We start from the raw sequence: 25,785 nt of genomic DNA on the forward strand, positions 1-25,785 counted from the left end.
TTTTCCATTTGTAAAACTCCAAAAATTGGATAAAAGCTACTGAAAAGGAAAAATGAAAAAAGGAGCTGCAGCAGCAGTTTCTTTTTTTGTTTTTTCTGCAGATTATAGGTTTTTATGTGATTGATAAAACCATATAGAAATAAAAATAAAAAAAATCATTTCCCCTGTAGGGATTACCTAAAAAACTTTCGTCTATTAAGGTGAAAGCTGCAAGAAAGGAGGGGAGAGAGATCAGCGACGAGGTTCTGATTCAAAAAATAAAAGAAGGCAGTGACCATGCTTTCAGTCTTTTAGTCGAGAAATATCGCACGGATGTGTTCCGGACCATTTTTGCTATATTAAGAGACCAAAGAGAAGCAGAAGACGCTGCCCAAGAAGTATTTTTAAAAATTTATCATTCTCTCCCCAACTATGAAAATCAAGGTCTTAAAACTTGGATCATGCGGATTGCCGCTAATCATGCCATTGATGTAAAACGGAAGATGGACAGGCGCCGGGAGGAGATCATCGATGCGATTGATCAAATGACTCCGGGAGAGAGCGTCGAATTAAAAATAATTAAGAAGGAACAGCGAAATCTTGTGAGGCAAAGGCTTCACGAGCTTCCGGAAAATTACCGGGATGTCATATACGGTTTTTATATAGACGAAAAAAGCTATCAACAGATGGCAGAGGAACAGCAGGTTCATGTGAAGACGATCGAGACAAAGCTCTACAGGGCCCGCAACTGGATGAAAAAGCATTGGAAGGAGGACGATTTTTCATGACACATTTTCCTTATGAAGAATGGGAGAAATACATAAAAAATGAACTAAATGAGGATGTCCGGGAGAAGTTAGAGGATCATCTTTATTCGTGCGACCAGTGCTTAGATATTTACCTTCAGGCGGTTACTGAACATGAAAATGAACTTCCTATGATTTCCAGTGAATCAGATTTTACCGATCGAATTATGACCGAAATCGGAAAAATGAAAGAAGCGGAACCAGATTTGGAACCGGCTAGGAAAGCCGGGCAGCCAATTCCGATTGACGAAGGAAGAAAAAAAGCAAAGCCTTTTTACGATACAGCTGTTTTCCACTACTTCCTGGCAGCGGCAATGACATTGCTGTTAATGGCAACCGGGGTTTTTCAGTCCATTACAAACTATACTGACAAAGTAAGAACAACACACATCCAAGAAAAACAGCCTTCGGTAACAGAAGGGATTATGGACAAAACGTTTGCTTGGATGGACAATTTTGACGCAAAAATCAAGGAGGCGAATAATGAATGAGAAAGCCGTCAATTGCATTTTTACTATCTGTAATACCGGGGCTTGGACATATTTATTTAGGGAAAGTATTTCGGGGGATATTTTATCTTTTGGCATCGGCGGGACCGGTTTTTCTTGCGCTTTTATTGATTCTGATGTCCAATAACGGCGAATATATCGCTGTGGCGTTTATTGGCATTTTCTTTTACATGATCAGCTTCATTGATTTTTGGATTGTTTTCTCAAAACAAAATCGTTCAGTTGAACAAAGTAGAGAAAACGATCAAGAAGTAACCCGTTTCTATACGATCATCCTTTCATTTGTTCCCGGACTTGGCCATTTTCAACTCGGTTTAATGAACAGAGGACTATCGTATCTGGCAACGTTTCTCGGACTAGCTGTAATGATATTTTTTGTCGCCATTCTTTCAAAACGGAGCGAGTTTCTCGTATTTTTAGCCATATTGCCGGTGATCTGGGTTTACGGTTTTTTTGATGCGATGCAGCAGCTGAATAAAAAACAGCGCGGAGAACAGCTAGTAGATCGGACAATATTAGAGGACTTTGAAACAAGACGTGAAGATGGGAGAAAAAGCAAAGCCATTGCCACATTTTTGTCCATTTTTCCGGGGGCGGGCCATCTTTATCTCGGCTACCAACGCCGTGGAATTCAGCTGATGGCTGCGTTTCTGTTCTCGATTTATATTTTGGATATTTTGCGCCTCGGGATCTTTCTGTTTTTCATTCCGATCATTTGGTTTTACAGCTTTTTTGACGGTTTACAAAAGGCATCAAAATATGGAGAAGGGCCAATCGATGATACCCCGATTATTTCCTATTTTGTGAATCACCAGAGATGGATCGGGATCGGGCTCATTCTTTTAGGGCTTTACTACTTAACGACGAATATTGTGATCCCGGCGATTTCGCCAATGTTGCATGATGTGATTGACATTGATTTGACATATTGGTTTGACCGTTATTTCCAAATGGTGGTTGTATGCATTTTACTGATTGGCGGGGGATTGAAACTGCTTTTTGGCAGTAAAACAAAAGACGGGGAGGCAACAAAATGAAAAAGAAACGGGGAATGATGAAAAAATTGATCGGTGCTGCAATGATTGGCGGAGGGATCACCCTTCTTTTCGGCAAAAAAGGAAAAAGAAGGGCGGTGGCAAAATGAGAACGTGGCGTGTTGGCACAATTTCAATGGGGGCATCCCTTCTTCTTCTCGGTATTTTGCTCCTCTTGTTCCAATGGATGGGCTATGATGTAATGAATATCATGGTGTCTTGGTGGCCGTTCATTCTGATCGTGCTCGGGCTGGAAATACTCGTTTACCTTTTTATCTCCCGCCAGGAAAAACCTTTCTTAAAATACGATTTTCTCAGTATTATCTTTATCGGCGTTTTAGGAATGGTTGGAATTGGTTTTGCGGTTTTAAGCTCAACAGGTATAATCGATAAAGTAGAGGAAATGCTGGCACGGGAAGAAAAAACATTTCAACTCCCTGAGTATTCACAAAAAGTCGGTCCTGATGTAAAAAGGATTGTCGTTCAAACGGACCGGTATCCGATCACGATAGAGGGCACGCATGAAAAAGAAGTATCGATGTTCGGCACATACCGGGCTTGGACCGGTGAAAAGGAAGAACTAGTGAAAAAAACAGAGGATTATTTATCTGTTCAGCAAAAAGGAGATTCTCTTTATGTCAATGTGATCAGCCTTCCGAGTGAATCTGGGATGTTCGATCGGTTTGCGACATTAAATGCAACGCTTCTTGTTCCAACCAGTGTGAAATTGGAAGTAATCGGACAGGACAATTCGATTACGTTAAAACCGCGCACACTGATGAGCGATTGGAGCGTCGACAGTGCCTCAGATGTTCTCGTGCATTTACAGAAAAACAGCGATGTTTTATTATCAGCAATAGGTGCCCAAGAATTGTACAGCGCGCATCATCAGTGGCAGGTTGAAGAAAACAAGAGTGAACGAGCCGCCAAAGAGGGCGCTGAACAAGGATTTTCCGAAGAACCGTATCAAAACGGCACTTTTAAGCTCGGAAACGGGACTCACAGCTTACAAATTATGAACGCTTTTCGTGTAAGCCTTATTTCTGTTCAGTAACCGTTGCCGGCATAGGTTATATTTTGCAGTTCCACTTGGACTATGGCATGATTTTAGAGAAAGGGAGTAAAAAAGCTGCTCCCGGTTTTTGTTTTAGAGAATAATACGAGGAGAAACGTAGCACTATGGATTTCATTACGATTTTAAAAGCGATTATTTTAGGAATTGTAGAAGGATTGACAGAATTTATACCTGTTTCGTCGACGGGCCACATGATTATTGTGGATGATATGTGGCTTAAATCAGAGGAATTTTTAACAAGATATGGAGCAAATACGTTTAAAGTTGTCATTCAGCTCGGCTCGATTTTAGCTGTAGTGGTCGCTATGAAGGACCGATTTATTGATTTATTAGGTTTGGGCCGCCGCAACAAAGTAGGCTTTGAAGAGCAGGGGCGACTAAAGTTAACACATGTGATCGTCGGCTTAATTCCTGCAGGTGTGTTAGGAGTATTATTTGAAGATTATATTGATGAACATTTATTTACGACTGGCAGTGTGTTAATCAGTTTGGTTTTTGGTGCTTTTTTGATGATTATTGCTGATGTATTCGGCGGGAAAAACCCGAAAGTTCACACTGTTGATCAAATTACATATAAGCAAGCTTTAACAATAGGGCTTATTCAATGCTTGTCTTTATGGCCTGGATTTTCCCGTTCCGGTGCGACGATTTCCGGAGGCGTTTTAACAGGGTTGAGCCACCGGGCTGCCGCTGATTTTACGTTTATTATGGCAGTGCCGATTATGGCCGGTGCCAGCGGGATTTCATTATTGAAAAACATTGAGTATATTTCGTTCGATGCCATGCCGTTTTTTATTGCCGGCTTTATTAGTGCATTTGTATTTGCTTTGATCTCAATTAAATTTTTCTTAAAGCTTATTGGAAAAATTAAACTCGTACCGTTTGCGATTTATCGGATACTTTTAGCTCTCGTTATTTATATTGTTTATTTTTAATCAAACAATTTTTTCGAAAAATGGTATCTTTTTTTTCGTTCATTTCGTCTATATATAAAGTAATGTATGATCTGTCATGTTCTTAATAATCGCTAATAAATGCTTTTTCTTTGGAAAAATGCCTGAAAAAGGTATATGATTATGTCCGGTAGAACAGGGTATAAGTGTGTATCATGAAACCGACAATGTTTAAGAACAGTCCATAAGAAGTTCTGTGTTATTTATGAAACCTAATAAGTAATTTTATTAATAGGATGATGGGTATGAAACGAGCAAGAATCATTTATAATCCGACTTCAGGCCGTGAATTGTTTAAAAAGCACCTTCCGGAAGTGCTGCAAAAGCTAGAAATGGCCGGTTATGAAACGTCCTGCCATGCAACGACCGGCGAGGGTGATGCAATTCAAGCAGCAAGGACCGCGGTGGAGCGCCGCTACGATATTGTCATCGCTGCCGGCGGAGACGGCACGATCAACGAAGTGGTAAACGGGATGGCGGAACAGGAATATCGGCCAAAGCTAGGGATTATTCCGGTGGGAACAACCAATGACTTTGCCCGGGCTCTACATATTCCGCGGGACGTCGAGGCGGCGGCAGATATTATTGTAAAAGGTGATACGATTCCAGTCGATATCGGAAGAATGAATAACCGTTATTTCATTAATATCGCCGGGGGCGGCCGGCTGACAGAGTTGACGTATGAAGTGCCGAGCAAGCTGAAAACAGTGCTTGGACAGCTCGCCTATTATTTAAAAGGGATCGAGATGCTTCCGTCCATTCGGGCAACAGAAGTCAGCATCGAATATGACGGTAAGCTGTTTGAAGGGGAGGCGATGCTGTTCCTTGTGGCCTTGACGAATTCTGTCGGCGGTTTTGAAAAGCTGGCTCCTGACGCATCCATTAATGACGGATTGTTTACGTTAATAATCCTGAAAAAAATCAATCTTGCTGATTTTATCCGGATCGCAACATTGGCGATACGCGGAGAACATTTAAATGATGAAAATGTTATTTACACAAAAGCAAACCGGGTTAAGGTGCATTCCAAAGAAAAAATGCAATTGAACCTTGACGGAGAATACGGTGGATTACTTCCGGCGGAATTTGAAAACCTGTACCGGCATTTCGAAGTATTTGTGCCAATTGAAAAAATTCGTCCGCAAGACCGTCCATTATAAAAAGGGGGCCAGGCCCTCATTTTATTTAACGTTATTTGGGAAGTATTTGACAAGAAAGTGCTTGTAAAATTTATGTAAATAAATGTTGTAAATGAGATGGTACCGGGAATTCTCCTCCCGGTCTCATCTCTTTTTTCTATTTCCCTGCCATTCATCCCCCGCTTCAATTCTCCGAAAAGAGAAAGGTGCATGCCACTTTTTTGTATTTTTGCAATATTTTTAATTACAAAAATACTCTTAATATGATAAAATACTACACGAACTCTAGTTCTAAAAATCTCCTATCATTTAAAATCGGTAGATATAGTATGCAGAAGTTCAATTGGCGTTAGAGGCGTATTGTTTTTTTTCGTAAGGTCTTTTAGCATATAATAAAGGGAAATGAAGGCAATTGCTATTCTGGGAAATATTCCATTCGAAAGTTTCAATGCAGGAAAAATAGGGGAATGCTCTTAAGAGACAAATTCGCTTGCAGAAAAGGGAATATCTTGACAATGTGGACAATGTGGTTGGAGGGAAAAAAGTGAAACAAATTTACAATGATGACAGCTTGACACTGCATACCGATCTTTATCAGATTAATATGGTTGAGGCATACTGGCGCGATAACATCCATAACCGGAAAGCGGTATTTGAAATGTTTTTCCGGAAACAGCCGTTTGGAAACGGATATGCTGTGTTTGCCGGATTGGAGCGAATAATTCAATATATTCAAGATTTTCGCTTTACCGATAGCGATATTGAATATTTGCGGGAAGAAATCGGTTTTAGTGAGGATTTTCTTAGTTATTTAAAGGACTTGCGCTTTACCGGAAACATCCGCTGCATGAAAGAAGGAGAATTGGTTTTCGCGAATGAGCCGATTCTCAGGGTTGACGCTCCGCTTGCTGAAGCGCAGCTGATTGAGACGGCCCTCTTGAATATCGTGAACTACCAAACGCTGATTGCAACAAAGGCTGCCCGTATCAAGCAAGTTGTCGGAGATGAAGAAGTAATGGAGTTCGGTACGAGACGAGCACAGGAAATGGACGCAGCCATCTGGGGAACAAGAGCGGCGTATATTGCCGGCTTTGATTCAACCAGCAACGTCCGTGCCGGAAAATTGTTTGGCATCCCTGTTGCCGGAACTCTTGCTCATTCTATGGTGCAGGCATACAAAGATGAGTATACTGCATTCCTAAAATACGCGGAGGCTCATAAAGATTGTGTCTTCCTTGTTGATACGTATGATACGCTTCATTCAGGCGTGCCGAATGCAATTCGTGTGGCGAAAGAGCTTGGAGATAAAATTAATTTTAGAGCGATCCGTCTCGACAGCGGCGACCTTGCCTATCTATCGAAAGAAGCACGCAAAATGCTCGACGAAGCCGGTTTTCATGACACGAAAATTGTCGCTTCAAGCGATCTTGATGAATATACGATCAGCAACTTGAAGTCCCAAGGTGCGAAGATCAACAGCTGGGGAATCGGTACGAAGTTGATCACCGCCTACGATCAGGCTGCTCTAGGAGCTGTTTATAAGCTTGTCGCTATCGAAGATGAAAACGGTAACATGGTTGATTCAATCAAAATTTCATCCAATCCTGAAAAAGTGACGACACCCGGACTAAAAAAAGTTTATCGAATCATTAATACTGTCAGCAACAAAGCAGAGGGGGACTACATTGCGCTGGAGGATGAGAATCCACAACAGGAAAACCACCTGAAAATGTTCCATCCGGTCCATCGGTACATAAGCAAATCAGTCACTAATTTTATCGCAAAAGATTTGCATGAAGACATTTATGTAGACGGCAAGCTTGTTTATGAGCTGCCATGCCTTGAAGAGTCACGCGAGTATGTCCGGAAAAACCTCGCTTTGCTATGGGATGAATACAAACGCACGATGAATCCTGAGGTATATCCGGTTGACTTGAGCCAAAAGTGCTGGGAGAACAAAGTACGAAACATCGCAGAAGTCCGCGAGAAGGTTAAGAAAATGACGGAAAGTTAAAAGGAAAGGGTCTGGATTCTTTCGACGATGACAATATTATAGAATGGATTTTTAGAGTTTGTCTATATGTTTACGGGAGGGGCCTGTTCCCTCCTGATTTTCTAATCATTAATTAAGAGTTCGTACAGGAACTGGCAGTTATCATTTCGTTAAAATAACTTTTTAGCAAAATCCACCGGGCGGGATAAAGATGAATATAATCTTCTATCACTTCCGGTGAGTACATTACCAGGCAATCAAGATTCGGTTTGTTCAACTTTAAATCATATAAAAGAGCATGCGGAATGGTGTAATGGTCATAAAGTTGATAGGGATTAAGCTTGACCATTTGGATCTTTTTATTCTCTGCTAAATCGAAAAGTGCCTCTTTCTGCAGCTGGATGCTTTCATTGATTGATAAGCCAAATAATCTTTTCCTCTCATTAATGAAAAAAATGCCTTGCATATGAAACCTCCGTTCCATTTTGATTATTACTGTTATCGCCAAAAAGGAGCGAAAGCACACACTTCACTGAAAAGGGCTTGAAAAATTAACGCAGAAAAGAAAAAATTTTTTTCCTTACAATACCAATGATGTAAACGCTCTCTATATTTTTGTTGGCAAAAAATTAAGTTGACAATAGCGCAAATGGGTTTTAATATTCAAACTATCAAGAAAGTTAAAAAATAAAATAGACTCTTATCAAGAGTGACCGAGGGAACAGGCCCTATGACGTCCGGCAACCTCCTTTACGGAACGGTGCCAAATCCTGCAGAATGAGATTTTCATTCTGAAAGATAAGGTGAAACAGAACGGAAAACAGTAGCCTCTTTCAGAATGAAAGAGGCTTTTCTTATTGATAATAATAGTACCATGAGAATTCGGCGCCGGATAAGGTTTTTGGATTAGTGCGAAACCCTCTTGGTTAGGGGACAATTTTTATAACCCATTAATTGAACAGGAAAGGATAAGAGAGTATGGCAACCGTAATTTTAGAAGGAGTCCGCACCCCATTTGGAAAATTTAGAGGAAAACTCGCAGATGTAACAGCTAAACAGCTGGGAACCGTCGCAGTTAAGGAATTGCTTCGCCGGATTCCGGAAGCGAAAAAGGCAGACGGAGTTTTGCTTGCCCAAGTAATTCAGGCCGGAGAAGGACAAAACCCGGCACGAAAAGTGGCCGTAGAGGCGGGAGTGGATCTTTCGGTACCTGCCATTACGCTTAATAATGTTTGTCTTGCCGGATTGGCTTCCGTATCGGATGCTGCCCGCCGGATTGCTTTACAGGAAGGGCAGTTATTCATAGTAGGGGGCTATGATTCGATGACGAACGCTCCGCACACAGCCAACTTGCGAAAAAGTGTCCCGCTTGGAAAAGCAGAGTTTACGGACACATTAATCAATGACGGCCTATGGTGCTCCCTCTCAAACGAATCAATGGGTGTATTGACTGACAAGAAAAACAAAGAACTGGGAATCACTCGAAAGGAACAAGATGAATATGCATGCCTTTCACAGCAACGGGCTTTTTCAGCATTAAAAGAAAACCGTTTGCAGGAAGAAATCACTCCTGTATACGTAAATGAAGAATTGGTAAAGGAAGATGAAGGCATTCGCCCAAACACCACTATTGAAGGATTAGCGAAACTCCGTCCCGTTTTTACAGAAGATGGAACGATTACAGCAGGAAACGCATCGCAAATGTCAGATGGAGCAAGTGCCGGAATTGTCGCAAGTGAGACGCTTGCTGAAAAACATGGATACACACCTCTTGCAAGAATTATCGGTTGGGCAGATATTGCGGGTCCGGATACGAGCCTCCATTTAAAACCGGCTCTGGCAATTGAAAAAGTCCTCGAGAAGACGGGGCTTGCGGTTAATGATATTGACTTGTTTGAAATTAACGAAGCGTTTGCCAGTGTGGCAATTGCCAGCTGCAAAAAGCTCCGGATTCCATACGAAAAAGTGAATGTTAACGGCGGAGCGATCGCTATCGGCCATCCTTTAGGAGGCACCGGTTTCCGGCTGCTCTTAACTCTTGTTCATGAATTAAGACGGCGCGGCGGCGGAAAGGGAATTGCGGCACTTTGCGGCGGGGGCGGCCAGGGAACAGCAGTCCTAGTAGAAGTTCCGGAGAGGTGGTAACATGACAGCAAATATTCAAGAAACTTTTGATTTCCTCAACCAGCAAGATCCGGTGTGGTATCCTGATAAAACACTCATTGAAAATGCAAACATCCAATTATTCATGAAAAAACATAGTATCCCTAACATCGAAGAACTCCACAGAAAGTCGATACAGAACCCTGAATGGTTTTATGAAAGCGTGCTTGAAGAGCTTGAAATACCATGGCGAAAGCCGTATGAACAACTTTTGAATACAGAAAAAGGCATTCCATTTGCAAAGTGGTTTACAGGTGGAAAAACCAATCTTCATTATTACACCATTGAAAAACAGATCAGCCTTGGAAGAGGTAATAAGATTGCATTGATCTGGGAAGGAGAAGATGGCTGCTCGATATCTTTTACCTACAAAGAACTAAACGAAAAAGTAAATGAGCTTGCAGCTGCCCTTAAATCCCTTGGAGTTTCTAAAGGAGACCGCATCGGGATTTACCTTCCGCCCATTCCGGAAGTGCCAATCTCTTTATTTGCCTGTGCAAAAATTGGTGCGGTTGTTATTCCGGTGTTTTCAGGATACGGGGCCGAGGCCGTCGCATCAAGGCTGATTGACGGAGAAGCAAAAGTATTGATCACAGCCGACGGTTTTTATCGCCGTGGAAAGACCGTCAAGATGAAGGAGGAAGCTGATCGGGCAATTGAGCTGGCTCCATCGGTGCAGCGAGTCATTATTGTGAACCGCTTAAACAGGAACATTGCCATTAATCCGAGTAAAGATATATGGTATGAGGAGTTAATTAGAAACCATTCATCCCAGGCGACTGAGACCGAATTCGTCGATTCCGATGATCCTTTCATGATTTTGTATACATCCGGTACGACCGGACGGCCGAAAGGAACCGTTCATACACATACAGGATTTCCGTTAAAGAGCGCGCTAGATTTGTATTTTTGTTTCGATTTAAAAAGAACGGACCGCATATTCTGGCTGACAGACTTTGGCTGGATGATGGGCCCGTGGCTGCTGCTCGGTGCCGCAGTGCACGGCGCAACAGTTATCCTCTATGATGGGAGCCCGGATTTTCCTCATGAGGGGCGGCTCTGGGAATTAATCGAACGCCATCAAGTTTCAATCTTTGGGATTTCTCCTACTCTCATCCGCTCACTGATGACAAAAGATGTTGACGTGCCTAATCTTCCGTCTCTACGGATTCTTGGCTCGACAGGGGAACCGTGGAATCCGAATGCATGGTACTGGTATTTAGAAAAAGTCGGGAACGGGCGGTGCCCGATTATTAATTATTCAGGAGGTACAGAAGTGTCAGGAGGAATTTTAGGCACCTATCCCATTTTTCCACTGAAACCATGCGGGTTCCATGGGCCAATACCTGGAATGGCTGCCGGCGTTGTCAATGACCGCGGAGAAAAAGTGGACCATGCAGTCGGGGATTTAACCATAACGGCTCCGTTTGTAGGGATGACGAAATCATTCTGGAACGATGATAAACGCTATTTAGAAGCCTATTGGTCTAAGTGGAAAGGAATTTGGGCGCACGGTGATTTTGCCGCAGTGGACCGCCATGGATTCTGGTATTTGCTTGGACGTTCCGACGACACAATCAAGGTGGCCGGGAAACGGATCGGCCCCCCAGAAATCGAAGCAGCGGTAACGGCTCATGAAGCTGTAAAGGAAGCGGCAGCAGTCGGAATCCCGCACCCGGTCAAAGGAGAAGTTCCTGTCGTTTTTGCCGTTTTACACAATCGCGAGTCTTTACACCCTGAATTGGAACAAGAATTGCAAACTTATGCAGAACGCTCTCTCGGGAAAGCCTTGAAGCCGGATAAAGTCCATATCGTTTCAGAGCTTCCATATACACAGAGCGGAAAAATTGCCAGAAGGGTCATCAAATCATCGTATCTCGGCGAGTCGCCGGGGGATATTTCGACCTTGAAAAACAGCGAAGCGCTAAAGGAAATTACCGAAAGGGGAAAGGGAATTGAGTATATTGGCTAAAGAACGTAAACAAATCGATCTATCTGAAGAATTGTCTAGGCCTTTTATTCAAAATGAACGCCAGGAAGCTCTTTTTCGCCAGGCAGCGGTGCTTGCAGATCGTTTTCAAACGAGGGCGGCAGAAATCGATGAAGAGGGGAGGTTTCCGTTTGAAAATTTTCAGGATCTGAAAGACTCCTCCTATGTTTCTCTTTCCGTTCCCGAAAAATTTGGAGGCAAAGAAATTTCGCTTTACGAATTTCTCCTGCTGCAGGAAAGGATCGCCCAGGGTGATGCTTCGACCGCTTTATGTATTGGCTGGCACGTTGGGGTTATTTACGACCTCAGGGAAAGGCAGACATGGGAAAGCGCCAAGTTTGAATGGATTTGCCGCGAAGTTGTGCAAAACAAGGTGTTGATTAACCGTGCGGCCACAGAGATTGCAACAGGAAGTCCAACGAGAGGCGGCAAACCGCAAACTACCGCAGTTAAAAAGAATGGCAAGTGGATAATCACAGGAAGAAAGTCGTTTACGTCAATGGCCGTTGGCCTTGATTATTCATTAGTAACAGCAACGATCGAAGAATCAGGTGAGGTCGGCTCCTTTTTGGTTGATCATCGGCTTAAAGGAGTCAGTGTGGAAGAAAACTGGGATATGCTCGGGATGCGCGGTACGAGGAGTGATGACCTTGTGCTTGATCAGGTCGAGCTGCCGGAGGATGCGCTTGTAGAATTGGATCAATTAGATAATCCGAATGCTAAGACTTCGAGGGCATGGCTGCTTCATATTCCGGCCTGCTATCTCGGAGTTGCGATTGCGGCCAGAAATTATGCGGTTACTTTTGCGGCAGAATATCAGCCGAACAGTCTTCAAAGTCCAATTAAAAATGTTCCAGAGGTGCAAAGGAAAATTGGCGAAATGGATTTGGAGCTTTTAAAAGCAAGAAACGTTCTATACTCTGTAGCACGGCGCTGGGATACAGAACCCGACAAACGTGAAGGAATGGCCGGAGAACTGGCGGCAGCCAAACATATCGCAGTCAACAGCGCCAATGCAGTGGTTGATTTAGCGATGAGGATTGTAGGGGCAAGAAGCTTGCAAAAATCCAACCCGCTTCAGCGTTTTTACAGGGATGTCAGGACAGGGCTTCACAATCCGCCGATGGATGATGCAGTTATTTCTTTGCTCGCAAAACAAGCATTGCAAAATTTTAAATAAAGTAAAGTAAATAATCGATTTGAAGTGGAAAATCCGGTATTAAACACATGACTTTCAATTGAAAAAGGAGGAAAAGAAATGAGAACTTATAAAATAGTATTTTTTGCAGTCGCGCTGGTGTTTACCATGGTCTTATCTGCATGCTCGGGCTCGGATCAACAAGCAAATGGTACTGAGAAAAAGGAGATTAAAATCGGTGCTACAGCAGGGCCATACAGCGACCAGGTAACTGAGGGGATCAAGCCTTACCTTGAGAAAAAAGGATATAAGGTCGAAGTCGTTGAGTTTAATGATTATGTTCAGCCGAACATCGCCCTTGATAAAGGATCGATTGACGCAAACGTGTTTCAGAACGAGCTCTACATGAAGGAGTTTGCTAAATCAAGAAACTTGGATATCGTCGAGGTGATCAAAGTTCCGACAGCCCCGATTGGAATCTATTCCAAAAAGCATAAATCGATAGACGAAGTCGAGGAAGGAACTACCGTAGCGACATCCAACGACCCGGTAAACCAGGCGCGCGCTCTTATCATGCTTGAACAGCTCGGCTGGATCACCTTAAAAGAAGGAATAGATCCGACAAAAGCGTCTGAAAAAGATATTGCCAAGTATAACAAAAAAATCGTCATTAAGCCGCTTGAACCTGCGCAGCTTCCTAGAGCGCTTGAAGATGTCGATTACTCTTTTATTAATGGAAACTTCGCTATTTCGTCCGGGTTTAAGTTGAAAGATGCCGTCTTATTGGAAAAAACTCCTCCCCATTATATGATAGGAGTTACGGTTAGAGGGAAAGATAAAGACGCCCAATTCGTCAAAGACATTATAGAAGCTTATAAATCAGAAGAATTTAAAAAATTAAATGAGGAAAACGAAAAGTATGAAGGTTACGTTTGGCCGGACTGGATGAAATAATTGGACCATATTTAAAAATTTTGTGAGGCTGACCCAAAAATAAGAGTCAGGCACCCTTAGCTGCTAAATATCGTTTCTGCAATATTTAGTAACTGCTTACGGGAGCCGGGCACTTATGGTTCAGCCTCTTTTTTAATTGAAAGTTAAAAAACCATTGTATTTTTTTGCTTTTAAAATGTTACTGTCACAAATAATTACCATATAATGAAATTTTCACTTTACAAAACACTTTTTCAGGGGTATATTTGCTGAGTGATTTAATTATTCAATACATATCTTATACCGTTTTTCCCTCTAAACGGAATAAATAAGAAAAATACCATATTACAGTACTCATTAATTGAGTGATATATCTCCATACTATTTACATACTTATTCATGAATTCTGTTTGTGAAACAGGAGTGTTGCTATGCGTTTATCAATGTTCAAAAAGGTCCTGATTGGAAAGCCTCTCAAAACAAGTGAATTAGGAGAACAAAAACTAAATAAATTAAAGGCTCTTGCCGTCTTGTCGTCAGACGCCCTTTCTTCAGTTGCATATGGCACTGAACAAATTTTAATTGTTTTAGCGACGATAAGCGTTGTTGCGTTTTGGTATTCAATTCCAATTGCGATAGGCGTATTAGTTCTATTAACTGCTTTGATTTTATCTTACCGGCAAATTATTTATGCTTATCCCCACGGGGGCGGCGCTTACATCGTTTCAAGGAGCAATCTTGGGGAAAATCCCGGGCTTATTGCGGGGGGTTCGTTGTTAGTAGATTATATTTTAACCGTAGCCGTGAGCGTTTCAGCCGGAACGGATGCCATTACATCCGCCTTTCCGGGATTACACGATTTTAAGGTAATCATCGCTTGTTTATTAGTTGTTTTTATCACGATTTTAAACCTTAGGGGTGTTACGGAATCTGCTTCGATTCTCGCCTATCCCGTTTATTTATTTGTTTTCGCATTAGTACTCTTAATAGGTGTAGGAACATGGAAAATACTCACTGGTCAAGTGCCGGCGGATTTACATACACCGATCGGCACAGCTGTTCCCGGGATTAGTTTATTTTTGCTGCTAAGAGCTTTTTCATCCGGTTGTTCAGCCCTTACCGGCGTAGAAGCGATTTCGAATGCGGTCCCAAACTTTAAAGAACCTGCAGCAAAAAATGCAGCCAATACATTAGTTATGATGGGAGTTATCCTTGCAATTCTTTTCTCAGGCATTACGTTTCTTGCTTATTGGCTGGGAATAGCACCGAAAGCTGAAGAAACCGTTGTCTCCCAAATCGCATCAGAAGTCTTTGGAAGAAATCTTTTCTATTATTTCATTCAAGGAACTACGGCTCTTATCTTAGTTCTCGCAGCAAATACCGGTTTCTCTGCTTTCCCGCTGCTGGCCGTTAACTTGGCTTCAGATAAATATATACCGAGAATGTTTTTAATTCGCGGAGACAGGCTTGGCTATTCCAATGGAATTATCACCCTGGGCATCGCATCCATTTTCCTGATTATTGCTTTTAGAGGGGAAGTAGAACATCTCATTCCGTTATACGCAGTTGGGGTTTTTATTCCTTTCACTCTTTCGCAATCAGGCATGATTGTCAAATGGCTGAGAGAGAAGCCGGCAGGATGGGTATATAAGCTGACCGTTAATTTAATTGGAGCCCTTATTTCCTTAACTGTCGTGATCATTTTCTTTACGACGAAGTTTTCTCAAGTTTGGTCTGTGCTTGTTTTCTTACCGGTCATTGTATTTTTGTTTCATCGAATTAAAAGCCATTACGAAGCTGTGGGAGAACAGCTCAGGATCAATCAAAATGAGGAACCTCTGAAGCTGGAAGGGAATGTAGTGATTGTTCCGGTTGCAGGGATTACAAAAGTGGTTGAAAATTCATTGAACTACGCCCGCTTAATTGGGGACACAGTTATTGCCGTTTATGTCGCCTTTGACCGTGAAAGCGAAAAACGGATGGAGGAAAAGTGGAAGGAATGGAAGCCTGATATTCGCCTCGTAACCCTGTATTCCCAATACCGAAGTGTAATGAAACCACTTGCCCGATTTCTTGATTTAGCCGAGGAAAAAGCTGAGGAAAACAATCACACTCTAACAGTGTTAATACCTCAGTTCATCACAAAGAAAAGATGGCACGATATCTTGCATAATCAATCAGGATTACTTTTGAGGTTATACCTCCTTTATCAAAAAAATGTGATTGTCACGACGGTACCGTATCGATTAAAAAAATAAAATGCTGGATCTTTTGCACCGTTTTTAAAGAAGCCTTTTTTGGGCTTCTTTTTTTAAAACGGATTAAAGTTTACAAAAAATCATACGACACAAAAAGGAAGCGGCTTTAGCTTGAGAAATATTAATTCTTTTTTAAAAAAGAATAAGGCTGGCAGAACCAGCCCTAATAAAAATTAACTTCCCTCACTTTGCTGCTCGCTTCCGTTTGCAGAAGAAATACCCATAGACCGCAAAGTTTCTTTTGCTTGATTTAAAGTAGTTTCGGCTTGTTTCTGCCAGTTCATAATCAGTTTGATGAAGGGTTTAAATTCAGGAGCCGCATTTTGTTCCATTATTTTCAAACCTTCTCGTACTTCTTTATCCTGATTCTCAGCATTTTTTATACACGTGACAAGTGTGTCAATAATGGATTTCCGCTGCTCTCCATTTGCTAACCTTTGGGCTGAACCTGTTGCGCTAACCCGATGATAGGAAGCAGGGACTAAATGATTATGCATTTCACTATTTCCTTTTAAATCTTTTGTTGCCGGAATATGGTACAGCTCACTGCTCATAGCACATACCATTTCTTCAGCATATAAACTTTGATTTAGTAAAGCTAAAACTTGTGTCCAGTTATTCACACGATAATAATAAGGATACAATTGATCAGCTCCCTTCGCAGAAGAGTGTTCCCATCACTATTTTTATGATGATCGTTTAAATTTCATGCAATTAATGTTGAGTGATGGATCGCCTTTTTAGAGCAAACTTAATTATGAGAAAAAGTATTTGGAATTTTCTTAGCAGTGTATTAAAAAACATGTATAATAGTAAAACAGCGATTTCAAATCGAAGTCGAACTTTGTTTAAAAATGAATATACTTAGTACTCATTTTTTTATTTTGAAAAATTGAAAAGTAGATGCAGGAGGATTAATAGTTGTGATAGTAAAAACGGAAGAAGATCTTAAAGGTCTGCAAGAGATAGGGAAAATTGTCGCAACAATACGCGATGAAATGATTCAAAAAACAAAGCCCGGTATTACAACAAAAGAATTGGATAATTTTGCAGGAGATCTTTTTGAGAAATTTGGAGCAGTTTCAGGGCCGAAAAGTCAATATGATTTTCCGGGCTTTACTTGTATAAGCGTGAATGAAGAAGTCGCCCATGGGATTCCGGGGCAGCGTGTCATTCAAGAGGGCGACTTAGTAAATATTGATGTTTCCGGCTCTAAGAATGGCTATTTCGCAGATACCGGGTTATCTATTGTGGTTGGACAAGGAGATTCGGTTCTATTTAACCTATGCGAAGTTGCGAAAAAAGCCTTTGAGGCAGGATTAAATAAAATCAAAGCGGCTTCAAGAAAAAACGGAATTGGAAAAGCTGTTTATCAAACTGCCAGACAACATGGTTTTACAGTAATCAAAAATCTTACCGGGCATGGAATTGGTTTAAGTTTGCACGAACCTCCGGACCATATCTTAAATTATTATGACGCCTGGGATAGAGAATTGTTAAAAGAAGGCATGGTCATCGCGTTCGAACCTTTTATTTCAACAGGTGCGGAAGAAGTGATAGAGAAAGGGGACGGCTGGACATATATTACAGAAGACAAAAGTTTTGTCGCACAAATTGAACATACAATCATCATCACAAAAAATGGACCTTTGATTGTTACGCTTTAAGAAGCTTAAAGATCGAAGGTGGGCAAAAATTTCTTCTGAAAAAATAGCTTATGGTTTAAAAATTTTCGCAACAGACGAAAATAGAAATAGAGTAACAAAGAGAGGGGAGCTCAATGCTAATATTAAAACATTATTTCTTAAGTGATATTGAACGGTTCCAGAAAGAAAAAATAGTCCTTGATTCAATGAAAAGCATAACAGAAGAAGAAGTCTTCGTAATGGATGATAGAGAGCTATTGGAAATATACAACGAATGTGTTAAAGAAAAGCTTATCACAGGATAGGCTTTTCTTTTTGAATGATGATTGGCACCCTGGGATTGTGAATTATCTTTAGACTCGAATATTAGAATGAGGGCTCATAAAAGAGAAATTCATCAAGGGTTTCGCTGCTTGAAAATGGCTTATGCAGGGACATTCTGGACTTTAATCAAACGTTTGATTAAGACTCATAAATTTGGAAAATCGCTCAAGAATTAGGCGCCATTCGTTTAGGAGAGTTTCTTAAAACTTTCTGGTTATCGACCACATTTTGAATATATTAACCACATTTCATGATTTATCGACCACTTTTTAAATATATCGGCCACATTACATAATTTATCAACCACTTTTTGAATTTATCGACCACTCTTTCGCAATACGGCCGTCTTTGTGCTACAATCTTTTCTGTCAAATCGTACACTAAAATTACAAGCAAAGGAAGAAAGCAATGAGCAAAACACTTCCGGTTCAAAAAAACGAATATATAGATGTTACTTTTGAAGACTTAACACATGATGGAGCAGGCGTTGCCAAAGTGGATGGATACCCGATTTTTGTACCAAAGGGACTGCCGGGCGAAAAAGCAAAAATAAAAGTCATTAAAATAAACAAAAGCTATGGCATCGGCCGGCTGATTGAGATTTATGAAAGGAGTCATTACAGGGTTGACGTGGCAAGCTCCGACGCCCACAAATACGGCGGCTGCCAGCTACAGCACATAAGCTATGAAGGCCAGCTGAAATATAAGGAAAATCAAGTCCGGCAAGTGCTCACCCGCATCGGTAAACTTGAAGATGTCAAGGTCCATCCCATTTTAGGCATGGACAACCCATGGCACTACCGAAACAAAGCGCAAGTTCCTGTTGGTGAAAAAGACGGTAAACTCATTGCCGGCTTTTTTAAACCGCGAAGCCATGAAATCGTCGATACAAATGAAAGTTTGATTCAGCTTCCTGAAATAAATGAAGCGGTTCGGACAGTGAAGGAAATTTGTATCGAGCTCGGAATTCCGGCTTATAATGAAGAGGCACATAAAGGTGTTCTTCGCCATATTATGGCCCGCTGCGGCAAGCAAACAGGGGAGCTTATGGTTGTCATTATTACCAGAACAGCCGAAATCCCGCACAAAAACAAACTAGTTGAGGAAATTATCGCCCGTCTCCCGAAAGTAAAATCGATCGTCCATAACGTAAATCCTAAACGGACGAACGTCATTTTAGGTGAGAAGACAACCGTACTTTGGGGAAATGAAGTCATCTATGACTATATCGGAAACGTGAAATTTGCCATCTCTGCCTTGTCCTTTTACCAAGTGAACCCTGACCAGACGAAAGTGCTGTATGACAAAGCTCTGGAGTATGCCGGATTGACAGGGGAGGAAACAGTCATTGATGCATACTGCGGCATCGGAACGATTTCACTGTTCCTGGCCCAAAAAGCAAAAAAAGTATTCGGCGTTGAAGTTGTGCCTGAAGCGATTGAAGATGCAAAGCGTAATGCCGAATTAAATGGAATCACCAATGCTGAATTTGCCGTCGGTGAAGCGGAAACCGTCATACCGAAATGGTATAAAGAAGGAAATCGTGCAGAAGTGCTCCTTGTCGATCCGCCCCGTAAAGGCTGCGATGAGGCGTTATTGAAAACTATTATAGACATGAAGCCGAAGAAGGTTGTTTACGTATCATGCAACCCGGCTACACTTGCCCGTGATTTGAGGATCTTAGAGGATGGCGGATATAAGACAGTTGAAGTGCAGCCGGTGGATATGTTTCCGCAGACGACGCATGTTGAATGTTGCGCGAAGATAGTTTTAAAAGAAGAAACAGGTACTAATTGAGTAAATAATTCCATTGTTGTGGAGTAAAAATCCACTGTAAATCACATAATAAATAGCGATCATAAAAAGCTTGAGGAAAATTTGTCCTCAAGCTTTTTATCGTTTGTCTCTATTTAATTATGAATGCGATAAATTAATTTTTATAAATTTCATTGGATGAGAGCCATTCTAAAAAATGTTGATACGGATAGTATGTAGTTCCATTTAACTCAACTTTTGGTGCATTTGGACATTTTCTTAGTAGCTCATTTACCTCTTCTTTACTTAACCCTAAATAAAGATATAAATCCTTTTCTTTAATTAAAGTGGGATACCCGGAGAAACTTCCTTTTGGATTTTTAAAATTTTTCAATCCATCTCCTATGAAATAGCCCAGAGCTGCTAACCCTAAACCGACCCAAAAAGAACTTATTTCCATTCTTATGACCTCCCTCTATATACTTTAAAATTCTCCCGAATACTCACGTTTTCTCTAAATTTCATTAACACCTAATAGTTGATCCACCGAAAATCATGGTTATAAATTGAATTTATTTAAATTTCTTACAGATGGGGGGCCATCCTACCAACCAAACTGGTATTGTTTGGTAATAACAGTTATGACCGTGCGCAAAATCTCCACTCATCTCACGGTCGCTAACCCTCCCATGTATCACCGGATTGGGATCCATACATTCCTTCGTCCTGCGTATCCATGAGGTGGAGGTCGGATAAGCTCCTCAGCTGGGTCATAAGCCCGTATGGTAAAAATAAACTCCGACTCGGCACTATTGGTGTTTGTCTTTAGAAATACTTGAAGTATTCGATAGTAATTTGATTAACAAATTGGTTAATAAATCGGTTTAAGCAACTTGTAATGTAATTTGAGGCAAGCCTTGCAATAATTTTGAACCATCAAATTCACACTGTTTTTGACCAATGACAAATAAGACACGTAATAGCTTACAACACAAAGCGATGAGAGACTGTTGCTTTTTTAAAGGCCTTTCAGATCGTTTTGTATAGTATTGATGTAAAGCTTTAAAAGTTGGATTATGGGCAACGAGTGGCCGAATCGCTAGGTACAGAGCTTTACGCAGCCTGCTTCGTCCCCGTTTCGTTATTCTGGTTTGTCCTTTAAATTTTCCAGAACTATGCTCACGTAATGAAAGGCCTGCCAGATTAACTAATTGCTGAGGGTGACTGTACTTTGTGAGATCACCCACTTCAGCGAAGAATAGAGCGACTGTTGTAACACCTAACCCAGAAATATTCATCATTTGCTTAGCACCTGGGATCGTTTCTACAAGAGCTTCTAGCTCCTGATCCAACTCTTCCAACTGCGTTTGATAAAGCTCATATTGGTCAATCAGATATTCCATTTCACGTTTGGCAAACTGAATCCCGATTTGAATTCCAATGCTCTTTTTGGCCGTTTCCACTAGTTTCGTTGCTCGCTTCATTCCAACTCCTCGTTGTACAAATGGCTTCCACTTTGAGAGAATCTCTTCAGGTGTCATTTCTTTAATTTGAGAAGGAAATGGAAACAGTTTTAGCGTGCAAAGAGCTGCTTTTCCTTCCCAATCCCCGAAAACATCGAAAAACTCCGGAAAATAACGTTGAATCAAATTTTGAATACGTCCTTCTGTGATGGCAAGCTGTTGAGTGAGCTGATCTCTTATTTTGACGCCTTCTCTTAGTTCCGCGTAAATGCCGTCTAAGAGATTTGGTACGGAGTATCGGCCGTCTTTAATCAGCTGTGCAATCACTCTGGCGTCTTTTGTATCGTTTTTTGTTGGAGAGTTGTCATCAAGCTCTTTGCTTTTCTTTACATGCATCGGATTGACTAGCACAAAGTCATAGCCCTTTGCGGTAAGGAAATAAGCGAGATTTAACCAGTAGGGCCCGGTTGGTTCAACCCCAAAAATCACATGGTTCTTATCATTTTCTTTTTGGTGTCGATTCACCCAATCTAAAAGCATTTGGAAACCATGTATGCGATTTTCAAAGATCAAGCGTTTTCCAAATTCAATTCCTCGATCGTCTTGTGCCCGTGCCACGTGTTTGTCTTTGGCAATATCAATGCCGATTATTAATGTTGATGGTGTGATTTGCGAGATTTTTCGATTTTGAGTATAATTCATTATTGAGTCCTCCTTGGTAACTTATTAATTCGGGGTCAATGCATTGACACCCTGTACTATACCAAGAGGGCTCTTTTTGTTTCAAACCTCAAATTTCTTCATTACAGGAATGCTCCTTATCTTAATAATACGGATCTATAATTATCATAGTTTCAGAAATTTATTATAATTTAGAATCTCCCAACGTTCGTCATGAAACTTCAAAACATATCCCGATGTTTACACGGAAAAGGACATTCTTCATTACAAATTGACAGATAAAACGAAAGTCTAATACATCGGAAAACATAATCACATCTTTGGAAGAGTTACCGTAATTTCTTGCCCTGCTAGGTAAGAAAGTGTTCATTTCTACTTGGCGGTTACATCATATCGTCAGCTAACAGATTGATGTATCTTCTTTTAAGATTTTTTAATACATCAATCTGTTTATTTATTTTATCAATTTTCTTTTGGTAGCCACTTTTCAATAAAAAATCCGCAGAATTACATAGCCTAGCGATAGCTAACGGCTAGGTAACTTCAGCGGATCTCGCTTTTTCGGTTTACACTATTCGTTTTTACTGCTCTTTTTTATATTGGATTGTTTTCTAGCCTTGATTAACTGACTTAACCTTTTGGATTCATGTTCATTTAACCAAATGTAAACACTTAATTTTGTAATTTCATCGTGAAAGGTATCAATTGTTTTGTCTACAGTAACGATATGGACTACTTTCTTCATTTTACAAAGGTAAATTAGTTCCCTCGATAATTCACTATTTCTTAAAATTCTAGAAAAATTAGTAGCAACATTAACTCAGTATAAACAGAATCAAGTTGCCAATCCTTCTCAGAAATAAAGGCTTTAATCATTTCTTTTAATAGGGTTTGAAGAACTTTTTTAAAAAAATATATTTATGATTCACATTAAGATTTGAATTGTTGCTAATATAGCATATTAGTTATTTAATGGAAATAGATAGCAATATTTTTTAATGGTAAAATAGAACCAAAATTATTAACGGAAAATAGTATTACATAAGAAGATTTGTGATGTGGGGGGGTAAAATGAGTACTTATTATCATAGCCAGTATTATGCATATGAATTAACAAAACAAAACTCATCTTCTTCAATTGGAAGACTAAGCCAATCATTAATAAATGCAACAGTTGATTTAAATCCCCATCAAGTTGAAGCGGCATTATTTGCTTTTCGCGCACCATTGGAAAGAGGGGCTTTATTGGCCGATGAAGTTGGGTTAGGGAAAACAATTGAAGCGGGATTAATAGTTAGCCAATTGTGGGCAGAAAGAAAAAGAAATATTTTAATTATAGTACCGCCTCCATTACGCAAACAATGGAGTCAAGAATTAATGGATAAATTTTACATACCTTCTATTATTCTAGAAAATAAAAATTTCAAAGAGATGCAATCTACTGGAGTAATAAATCCATTTTATCATCAAGATTTAGTAGTAATAACGTCTTTTCAGTTTGCAAAGAATAAGGCTAGTGAAATAAGAAGAGTAAATTGGGATTTAATTATTATTGATGAGGCACACCGTTTAAGAAATGTTTATAAGAAGTCTAATAAAATAGGTCGGGCATTACGTTCAGCAACGGAAGGGTTTCCTAAATTATTATTGACCGCAACACCATTACAAAACTCATTAATGGAATTGTACGGACTAATTAGTTTTATTGATCCACATATCTTTGGAGATGAAACTTCTTTCAGAAAGCAATTCTCACGTGGATCAAGAGAAATGTCACAAGCTGACTTTATTGATTTAAAACAACGTATAAGTCCCGTTACTCACAGAACTTTAAGAAGGCAGGTAACGGAATATGTAAAATACACTAAACGTATTCCAATGACACAAAAGTTTATGCCAACAGAAGCAGAATGGGAATTATACGAAAAAGTATCTTCATATTTGCAAAGAGATTTATTATTTGCTTTACCAAAAAGTCAGCGATCATTAATGACATTGGTAATTCGTAAAATACTGGCTTCTTCATCTTTTGCTTTAGCTGATACACTTCATTCCCTTATTAAAAGATTAGATGATCTTTTAATTGAGGAAAAACAAGAAGATCAAGGGAATAATCAAGAAATTTATGAAGATATTGATGAATTTAATGATACCTTGGAAGAATGGAATGAAGAGAATGAAACAATTGAATTTAATGAGTTAACTGATGAAGAGATTAAAAAGTTAATTTTATCAGAAAAAAGAGAATTAGAATCCTATTATGAAGCTGCGAAGTCAATTACGAATAATGCAAAGGGAGAAGCCTTACTCCTTGCTCTTGAAAAAGGCTTCCAAAAAATGAAAGACTTGGGAGCGAATGATAAAGCCGTAATATTTACAGAGTCAAGAAGAACTCAATTATATTTAAAAGAAATGCTTGAGGACCAAGGATATAGTGTTGTTATGTTTAACGGTCAGAATTCGGATCCAGAAGCTAAAAGGATTTACGAATGGTGGCTGGAAAAACATCAAAATGATGATAAGATTACAGGTTCAAAGACCGCTGACATGAGAGCGGCGTTGGTTGAATATTTCCGCGAACATGCTGAAATCATGATCGCAACTGAATCTGCTTCAGAAGGAATAAATCTTCAATTTTGTAGTTTAGTAGTAAATTATGATTTGCCTTGGAACCCTCAAAGAATTGAACAAAGAATAGGAAGATGTCATCGCTATGGGCAAAAATATGATGTTGTTGTAATAAATTTCTTAAATCAAAAAAATGCTGCAGATCAAAGGGTATATGAATTACTATCAGAGAAGTTCAAGCTTTTTGAAGGATTATTTGGTTCATCTGATGAAGTATTGGGTTCATTAGAGTCGGGTGTTGATTTTGAGAAAAGAATTCAAGAAATCTATCAAACATGTAGAACTGCAGAAGAGATTGATAATGCGTTTACTAGATTGCAAGAAGAATTAGATGAACAGATCCGAAATAAAATGAAAGAAACACGGATAAGTTTAATGGAAAATTTTGACGATGAAGTCAGAGAAAAATTAAGGGATAATTATGAACAGACTAACCTACAGTTGAACAGACTGGAAAGATTTTTATGGAATCTCTCAAAAATAGAAGGTGAAAGAGAAGCTTTCTTTGATGACAATTCACTTAGCTTTATAAAAGATAATAAAAAATATCAATTAATGTCTCATTTAAAGAAGGGACAAAATAATGAAAATGTTGTTCATTATCGATTATCACATCCTTTAGCGGAAAAATGGGTCGGAAAAGCAAAAAGCAGAATTTTAATACCTAAAGAACTCACCTTCAGGTATTGCGATTATGAAGGGAAAATTAGTGTTATCGAATCAATGGTAGGAACGGAAGGTTGGCTTTCATTGGATTTGTTAAATGTAGAATCTGTTGAAGTTGAACAGCATCTAATATTTTCAGCAGTAGATAGTAATGGAAACCAACTTGATCAAGATATTTGTGAGAAATTATTCTTATTACCGGCTGTTGAACATGAAGAAATTGAAATTCCTACTTCGATTAATAATACACTTCAATATATTAGAGAATGCCAAGAAGAAGCAGTATTAAACAGTATAATGGAACGTACGGCGGAATACATGGATTCCGAACTAGAAAAATTAGATAGATGGGCAAAAGATTTAAAATTAAAGCTTGAAGTGGAAATTGATGAACTTTCTGTTGAAATTGATTATCTGAAAAAGGAATCCAAAACCATTCGTAATTTACAAGAAAAACTTGAAATGAATAAAAAAATTAAAGAACTCGAAAAGAAACGAAATGATATGAGACGAAATTTATATGATCAACAGGATCAAATTGATGAACAAAAAGATAAATTATTTGAACAAATTGAAGCAAAGCTGCAACAAAAAGTTACGAAACAGCATTTGTTTTCATTGAAGTGGAGAATTGTTTAGGAGAGGTGTTAAA

The 25,785-nt window shown here is 39.9% G+C and carries 20 protein-coding genes and 1 riboswitch; of the genes, 16 read left to right on the forward strand and 4 right to left on the reverse strand.

Translation table 11 applies throughout. The annotated features are described in order from the left end of the window. Window positions 1-200: 200 nt before the first annotated feature. The 7 genes from C0966_RS16305 to C0966_RS16335 all read left to right on the forward strand — a co-directional run bounded on the left by C0966_RS16305 (window position 201) and on the right by C0966_RS16335 (window position 7,509). Entirely contained in the window at window positions 201-767 is a 567-nt protein-coding gene (locus C0966_RS16305) for a sigma-70 family RNA polymerase sigma factor (RefSeq protein ID WP_274856709.1), read from the forward strand. Then, window positions 764-1,276, forward strand: coding sequence for a hypothetical protein (locus C0966_RS16310; RefSeq protein WP_274856710.1), 513 nt, complete (start codon window positions 764-766; stop codon window positions 1,274-1,276). Before C0966_RS16305 ends, C0966_RS16310 begins: the two co-directional genes overlap by 4 nt. Continuing rightward, window positions 1,273-2,331 (forward strand): hypothetical protein, encoded by a 1,059-nt coding sequence (locus tag C0966_RS16315; RefSeq protein ID WP_274856711.1) that lies wholly within the window; start codon window positions 1,273-1,275, stop codon window positions 2,329-2,331. Before C0966_RS16310 ends, C0966_RS16315 begins: the two co-directional genes overlap by 4 nt. A 103-nt stretch (window positions 2,332-2,434) precedes the next feature. Beyond that, a complete protein-coding gene (locus C0966_RS16320; RefSeq protein WP_274856712.1) occupies window positions 2,435-3,382 on the forward strand; it encodes a hypothetical protein in 948 nt (315 codons plus the stop codon). A gap of 125 nt (window positions 3,383-3,507) precedes the next feature. Continuing rightward, window positions 3,508-4,338 (forward strand): undecaprenyl-diphosphate phosphatase, encoded by an 831-nt coding sequence (locus tag C0966_RS16325; RefSeq protein WP_274856713.1) that lies wholly within the window; start codon window positions 3,508-3,510, stop codon window positions 4,336-4,338. A gap of 263 nt (window positions 4,339-4,601) precedes the next feature. Continuing rightward, window positions 4,602-5,516: a diacylglycerol kinase gene (locus tag C0966_RS16330; RefSeq protein WP_274856714.1), complete on the forward strand. Its 915-nt coding sequence runs from the start codon at window positions 4,602-4,604 to the stop codon at window positions 5,514-5,516. A 523-nt stretch (window positions 5,517-6,039) separates the two neighbouring features. After that, on the forward strand, window positions 6,040-7,509 hold the full coding sequence (locus C0966_RS16335) for a nicotinate phosphoribosyltransferase (protein ID WP_274856715.1): 1,470 nt from the start codon (window positions 6,040-6,042) through the stop codon (window positions 7,507-7,509). A gap of 112 nt (window positions 7,510-7,621) precedes the next feature. On the opposite strand, the gene C0966_RS16340 is transcribed toward C0966_RS16335, so the two are convergent. After that, complete coding sequence (locus C0966_RS16340) at window positions 7,622-7,954, reverse strand: hypothetical protein (protein WP_274856716.1); 333 nt, start codon at window positions 7,952-7,954, stop codon at window positions 7,622-7,624. Window positions 7,955-8,185: 231 nt separating this feature from the next. Then, a riboswitch (SAM riboswitch) is annotated at window positions 8,186-8,293 on the forward strand. A gap of 173 nt (window positions 8,294-8,466) precedes the next feature. Here C0966_RS16340 and C0966_RS16345 point away from each other — a divergent pair. The 5 genes from C0966_RS16345 (at window position 8,467) to C0966_RS16365 (ending at window position 15,970) form a co-directional block, all read left to right on the forward strand. Further along, window positions 8,467-9,633 carry an acetyl-CoA C-acyltransferase gene (locus C0966_RS16345; RefSeq protein WP_274856717.1) on the forward strand — a complete coding sequence of 389 codons (1,167 nt, stop codon included), beginning with the start codon at window positions 8,467-8,469 and terminating at the stop codon, window positions 9,631-9,633. 1 nt (window position 9,634) lies between these two features. Then, on the forward strand, window positions 9,635-11,623 hold the full coding sequence (locus tag C0966_RS16350) for an AMP-binding protein (RefSeq protein ID WP_274856718.1): 1,989 nt from the start codon (window positions 9,635-9,637) through the stop codon (window positions 11,621-11,623). Next, the gene (locus C0966_RS16355) at window positions 11,616-12,821 is read left to right on the forward strand and encodes an acyl-CoA dehydrogenase family protein (protein ID WP_342456751.1); all 1,206 of its coding nucleotides are present in this window, start codon (window positions 11,616-11,618) and stop codon (window positions 12,819-12,821) included. Before C0966_RS16350 ends, C0966_RS16355 begins: the two co-directional genes overlap by 8 nt. A 78-nt stretch (window positions 12,822-12,899) precedes the next feature. Next, window positions 12,900-13,733, forward strand: coding sequence for a MetQ/NlpA family ABC transporter substrate-binding protein (locus C0966_RS16360; protein ID WP_274856720.1), 834 nt, complete (start codon window positions 12,900-12,902; stop codon window positions 13,731-13,733). Between the two features lie 410 nt (window positions 13,734-14,143). Then, window positions 14,144-15,970, forward strand: coding sequence for an APC family permease (locus tag C0966_RS16365; protein WP_274856721.1), 1,827 nt, complete (start codon window positions 14,144-14,146; stop codon window positions 15,968-15,970). 173 nt (window positions 15,971-16,143) lie between these two features. Here the strand turns inward: C0966_RS16365 and C0966_RS16370 are convergent, their stop codons facing one another. Then, window positions 16,144-16,614 (reverse strand): hypothetical protein, encoded by a 471-nt coding sequence (locus C0966_RS16370; RefSeq protein ID WP_274856722.1) that lies wholly within the window; start codon window positions 16,612-16,614, stop codon window positions 16,144-16,146. A 279-nt stretch (window positions 16,615-16,893) separates the two neighbouring features. Between C0966_RS16370 and map the strand changes: the two genes are divergently transcribed. The 3 genes from map (at window position 16,894) to rlmD (ending at window position 19,737) form a co-directional block, all read left to right on the forward strand. Next, window positions 16,894-17,637, forward strand: coding sequence for a type I methionyl aminopeptidase (gene map / locus C0966_RS16375; protein ID WP_274856723.1), 744 nt, complete (start codon window positions 16,894-16,896; stop codon window positions 17,635-17,637). Between the two features lie 113 nt (window positions 17,638-17,750). Next, window positions 17,751-17,921: a hypothetical protein gene (locus C0966_RS16380; RefSeq protein WP_274856724.1), complete on the forward strand. Its 171-nt coding sequence runs from the start codon at window positions 17,751-17,753 to the stop codon at window positions 17,919-17,921. A 427-nt stretch (window positions 17,922-18,348) separates the two neighbouring features. Further along, a complete protein-coding gene (gene rlmD, locus C0966_RS16385; protein WP_274856725.1) occupies window positions 18,349-19,737 on the forward strand; it encodes a 23S rRNA (uracil(1939)-C(5))-methyltransferase RlmD in 1,389 nt (462 codons plus the stop codon). Window positions 19,738-19,870: 133 nt separating this feature from the next. On the opposite strand, the gene C0966_RS16390 is transcribed toward rlmD, so the two are convergent. After that, window positions 19,871-20,155, reverse strand: coding sequence for a DNA-binding protein (locus C0966_RS16390; protein ID WP_274856728.1), 285 nt, complete (start codon window positions 20,153-20,155; stop codon window positions 19,871-19,873). Between the two features lie 424 nt (window positions 20,156-20,579). After that, on the reverse strand, window positions 20,580-21,860 hold the full coding sequence (locus tag C0966_RS16395; protein WP_274854009.1) for an IS110 family transposase: 1,281 nt from the start codon (window positions 21,858-21,860) through the stop codon (window positions 20,580-20,582). Between the two features lie 1,050 nt (window positions 21,861-22,910). Here C0966_RS16395 and C0966_RS16400 point away from each other — a divergent pair. Further along, a complete protein-coding gene (locus tag C0966_RS16400; protein WP_274856729.1) occupies window positions 22,911-25,772 on the forward strand; it encodes an SNF2-related protein in 2,862 nt (953 codons plus the stop codon). Window positions 25,773-25,785 lie beyond the last annotated feature (13 nt).

Origin of the sequence: Bacillus methanolicus (genome assembly GCF_028888695.1) — a bacterium.
GTDB lineage: Bacteria > Bacillota > Bacilli > Bacillales > Cytobacillaceae > Bacillus_Z > Bacillus_Z methanolicus_B.

Bases quoted from the DNA above. Each gene is read 5' to 3' on its own strand.
- C0966_RS16320 (WP_274856712.1), top strand. From the start codon at position 2,435: ATGAGAACGTGGCGTGTTGGCACAATTTCAATGGGGGCATCCCTTCTT.
- C0966_RS16315 (WP_274856711.1), top strand. From the start codon at position 1,273: ATGAGAAAGCCGTCAATTGCATTTTTACTATCTGTAATACCGGGGCTT.
- C0966_RS16400 (WP_274856729.1), top strand. From the start codon at position 22,911: ATGAGTACTTATTATCATAGCCAGTATTATGCATATGAATTAACAAAA.
- C0966_RS16390 (WP_274856728.1), bottom strand. From the start codon at position 20,155: ATGGAAATAAGTTCTTTTTGGGTCGGTTTAGGGTTAGCAGCTCTGGGC.
- C0966_RS16345 (WP_274856717.1), top strand. From the start codon at position 8,467: ATGGCAACCGTAATTTTAGAAGGAGTCCGCACCCCATTTGGAAAATTT.
- C0966_RS16365 (WP_274856721.1), top strand. From the start codon at position 14,144: ATGCGTTTATCAATGTTCAAAAAGGTCCTGATTGGAAAGCCTCTCAAA.
- C0966_RS16395 (WP_274854009.1), bottom strand. From the start codon at position 21,860: ATGAATTATACTCAAAATCGAAAAATCTCGCAAATCACACCATCAACA.
- C0966_RS16350 (WP_274856718.1), top strand. From the start codon at position 9,635: ATGACAGCAAATATTCAAGAAACTTTTGATTTCCTCAACCAGCAAGAT.
- C0966_RS16360 (WP_274856720.1), top strand. From the start codon at position 12,900: ATGAGAACTTATAAAATAGTATTTTTTGCAGTCGCGCTGGTGTTTACC.
- C0966_RS16310 (WP_274856710.1), top strand. From the start codon at position 764: ATGACACATTTTCCTTATGAAGAATGGGAGAAATACATAAAAAATGAA.
- rlmD (WP_274856725.1), top strand. From the start codon at position 18,349: ATGAGCAAAACACTTCCGGTTCAAAAAAACGAATATATAGATGTTACT.
- C0966_RS16325 (WP_274856713.1), top strand. From the start codon at position 3,508: ATGGATTTCATTACGATTTTAAAAGCGATTATTTTAGGAATTGTAGAA.
- C0966_RS16330 (WP_274856714.1), top strand. From the start codon at position 4,602: ATGAAACGAGCAAGAATCATTTATAATCCGACTTCAGGCCGTGAATTG.
- C0966_RS16380 (WP_274856724.1), top strand. From the start codon at position 17,751: ATGCTAATATTAAAACATTATTTCTTAAGTGATATTGAACGGTTCCAG.
- C0966_RS16340 (WP_274856716.1), bottom strand. From the start codon at position 7,954: ATGCAAGGCATTTTTTTCATTAATGAGAGGAAAAGATTATTTGGCTTA.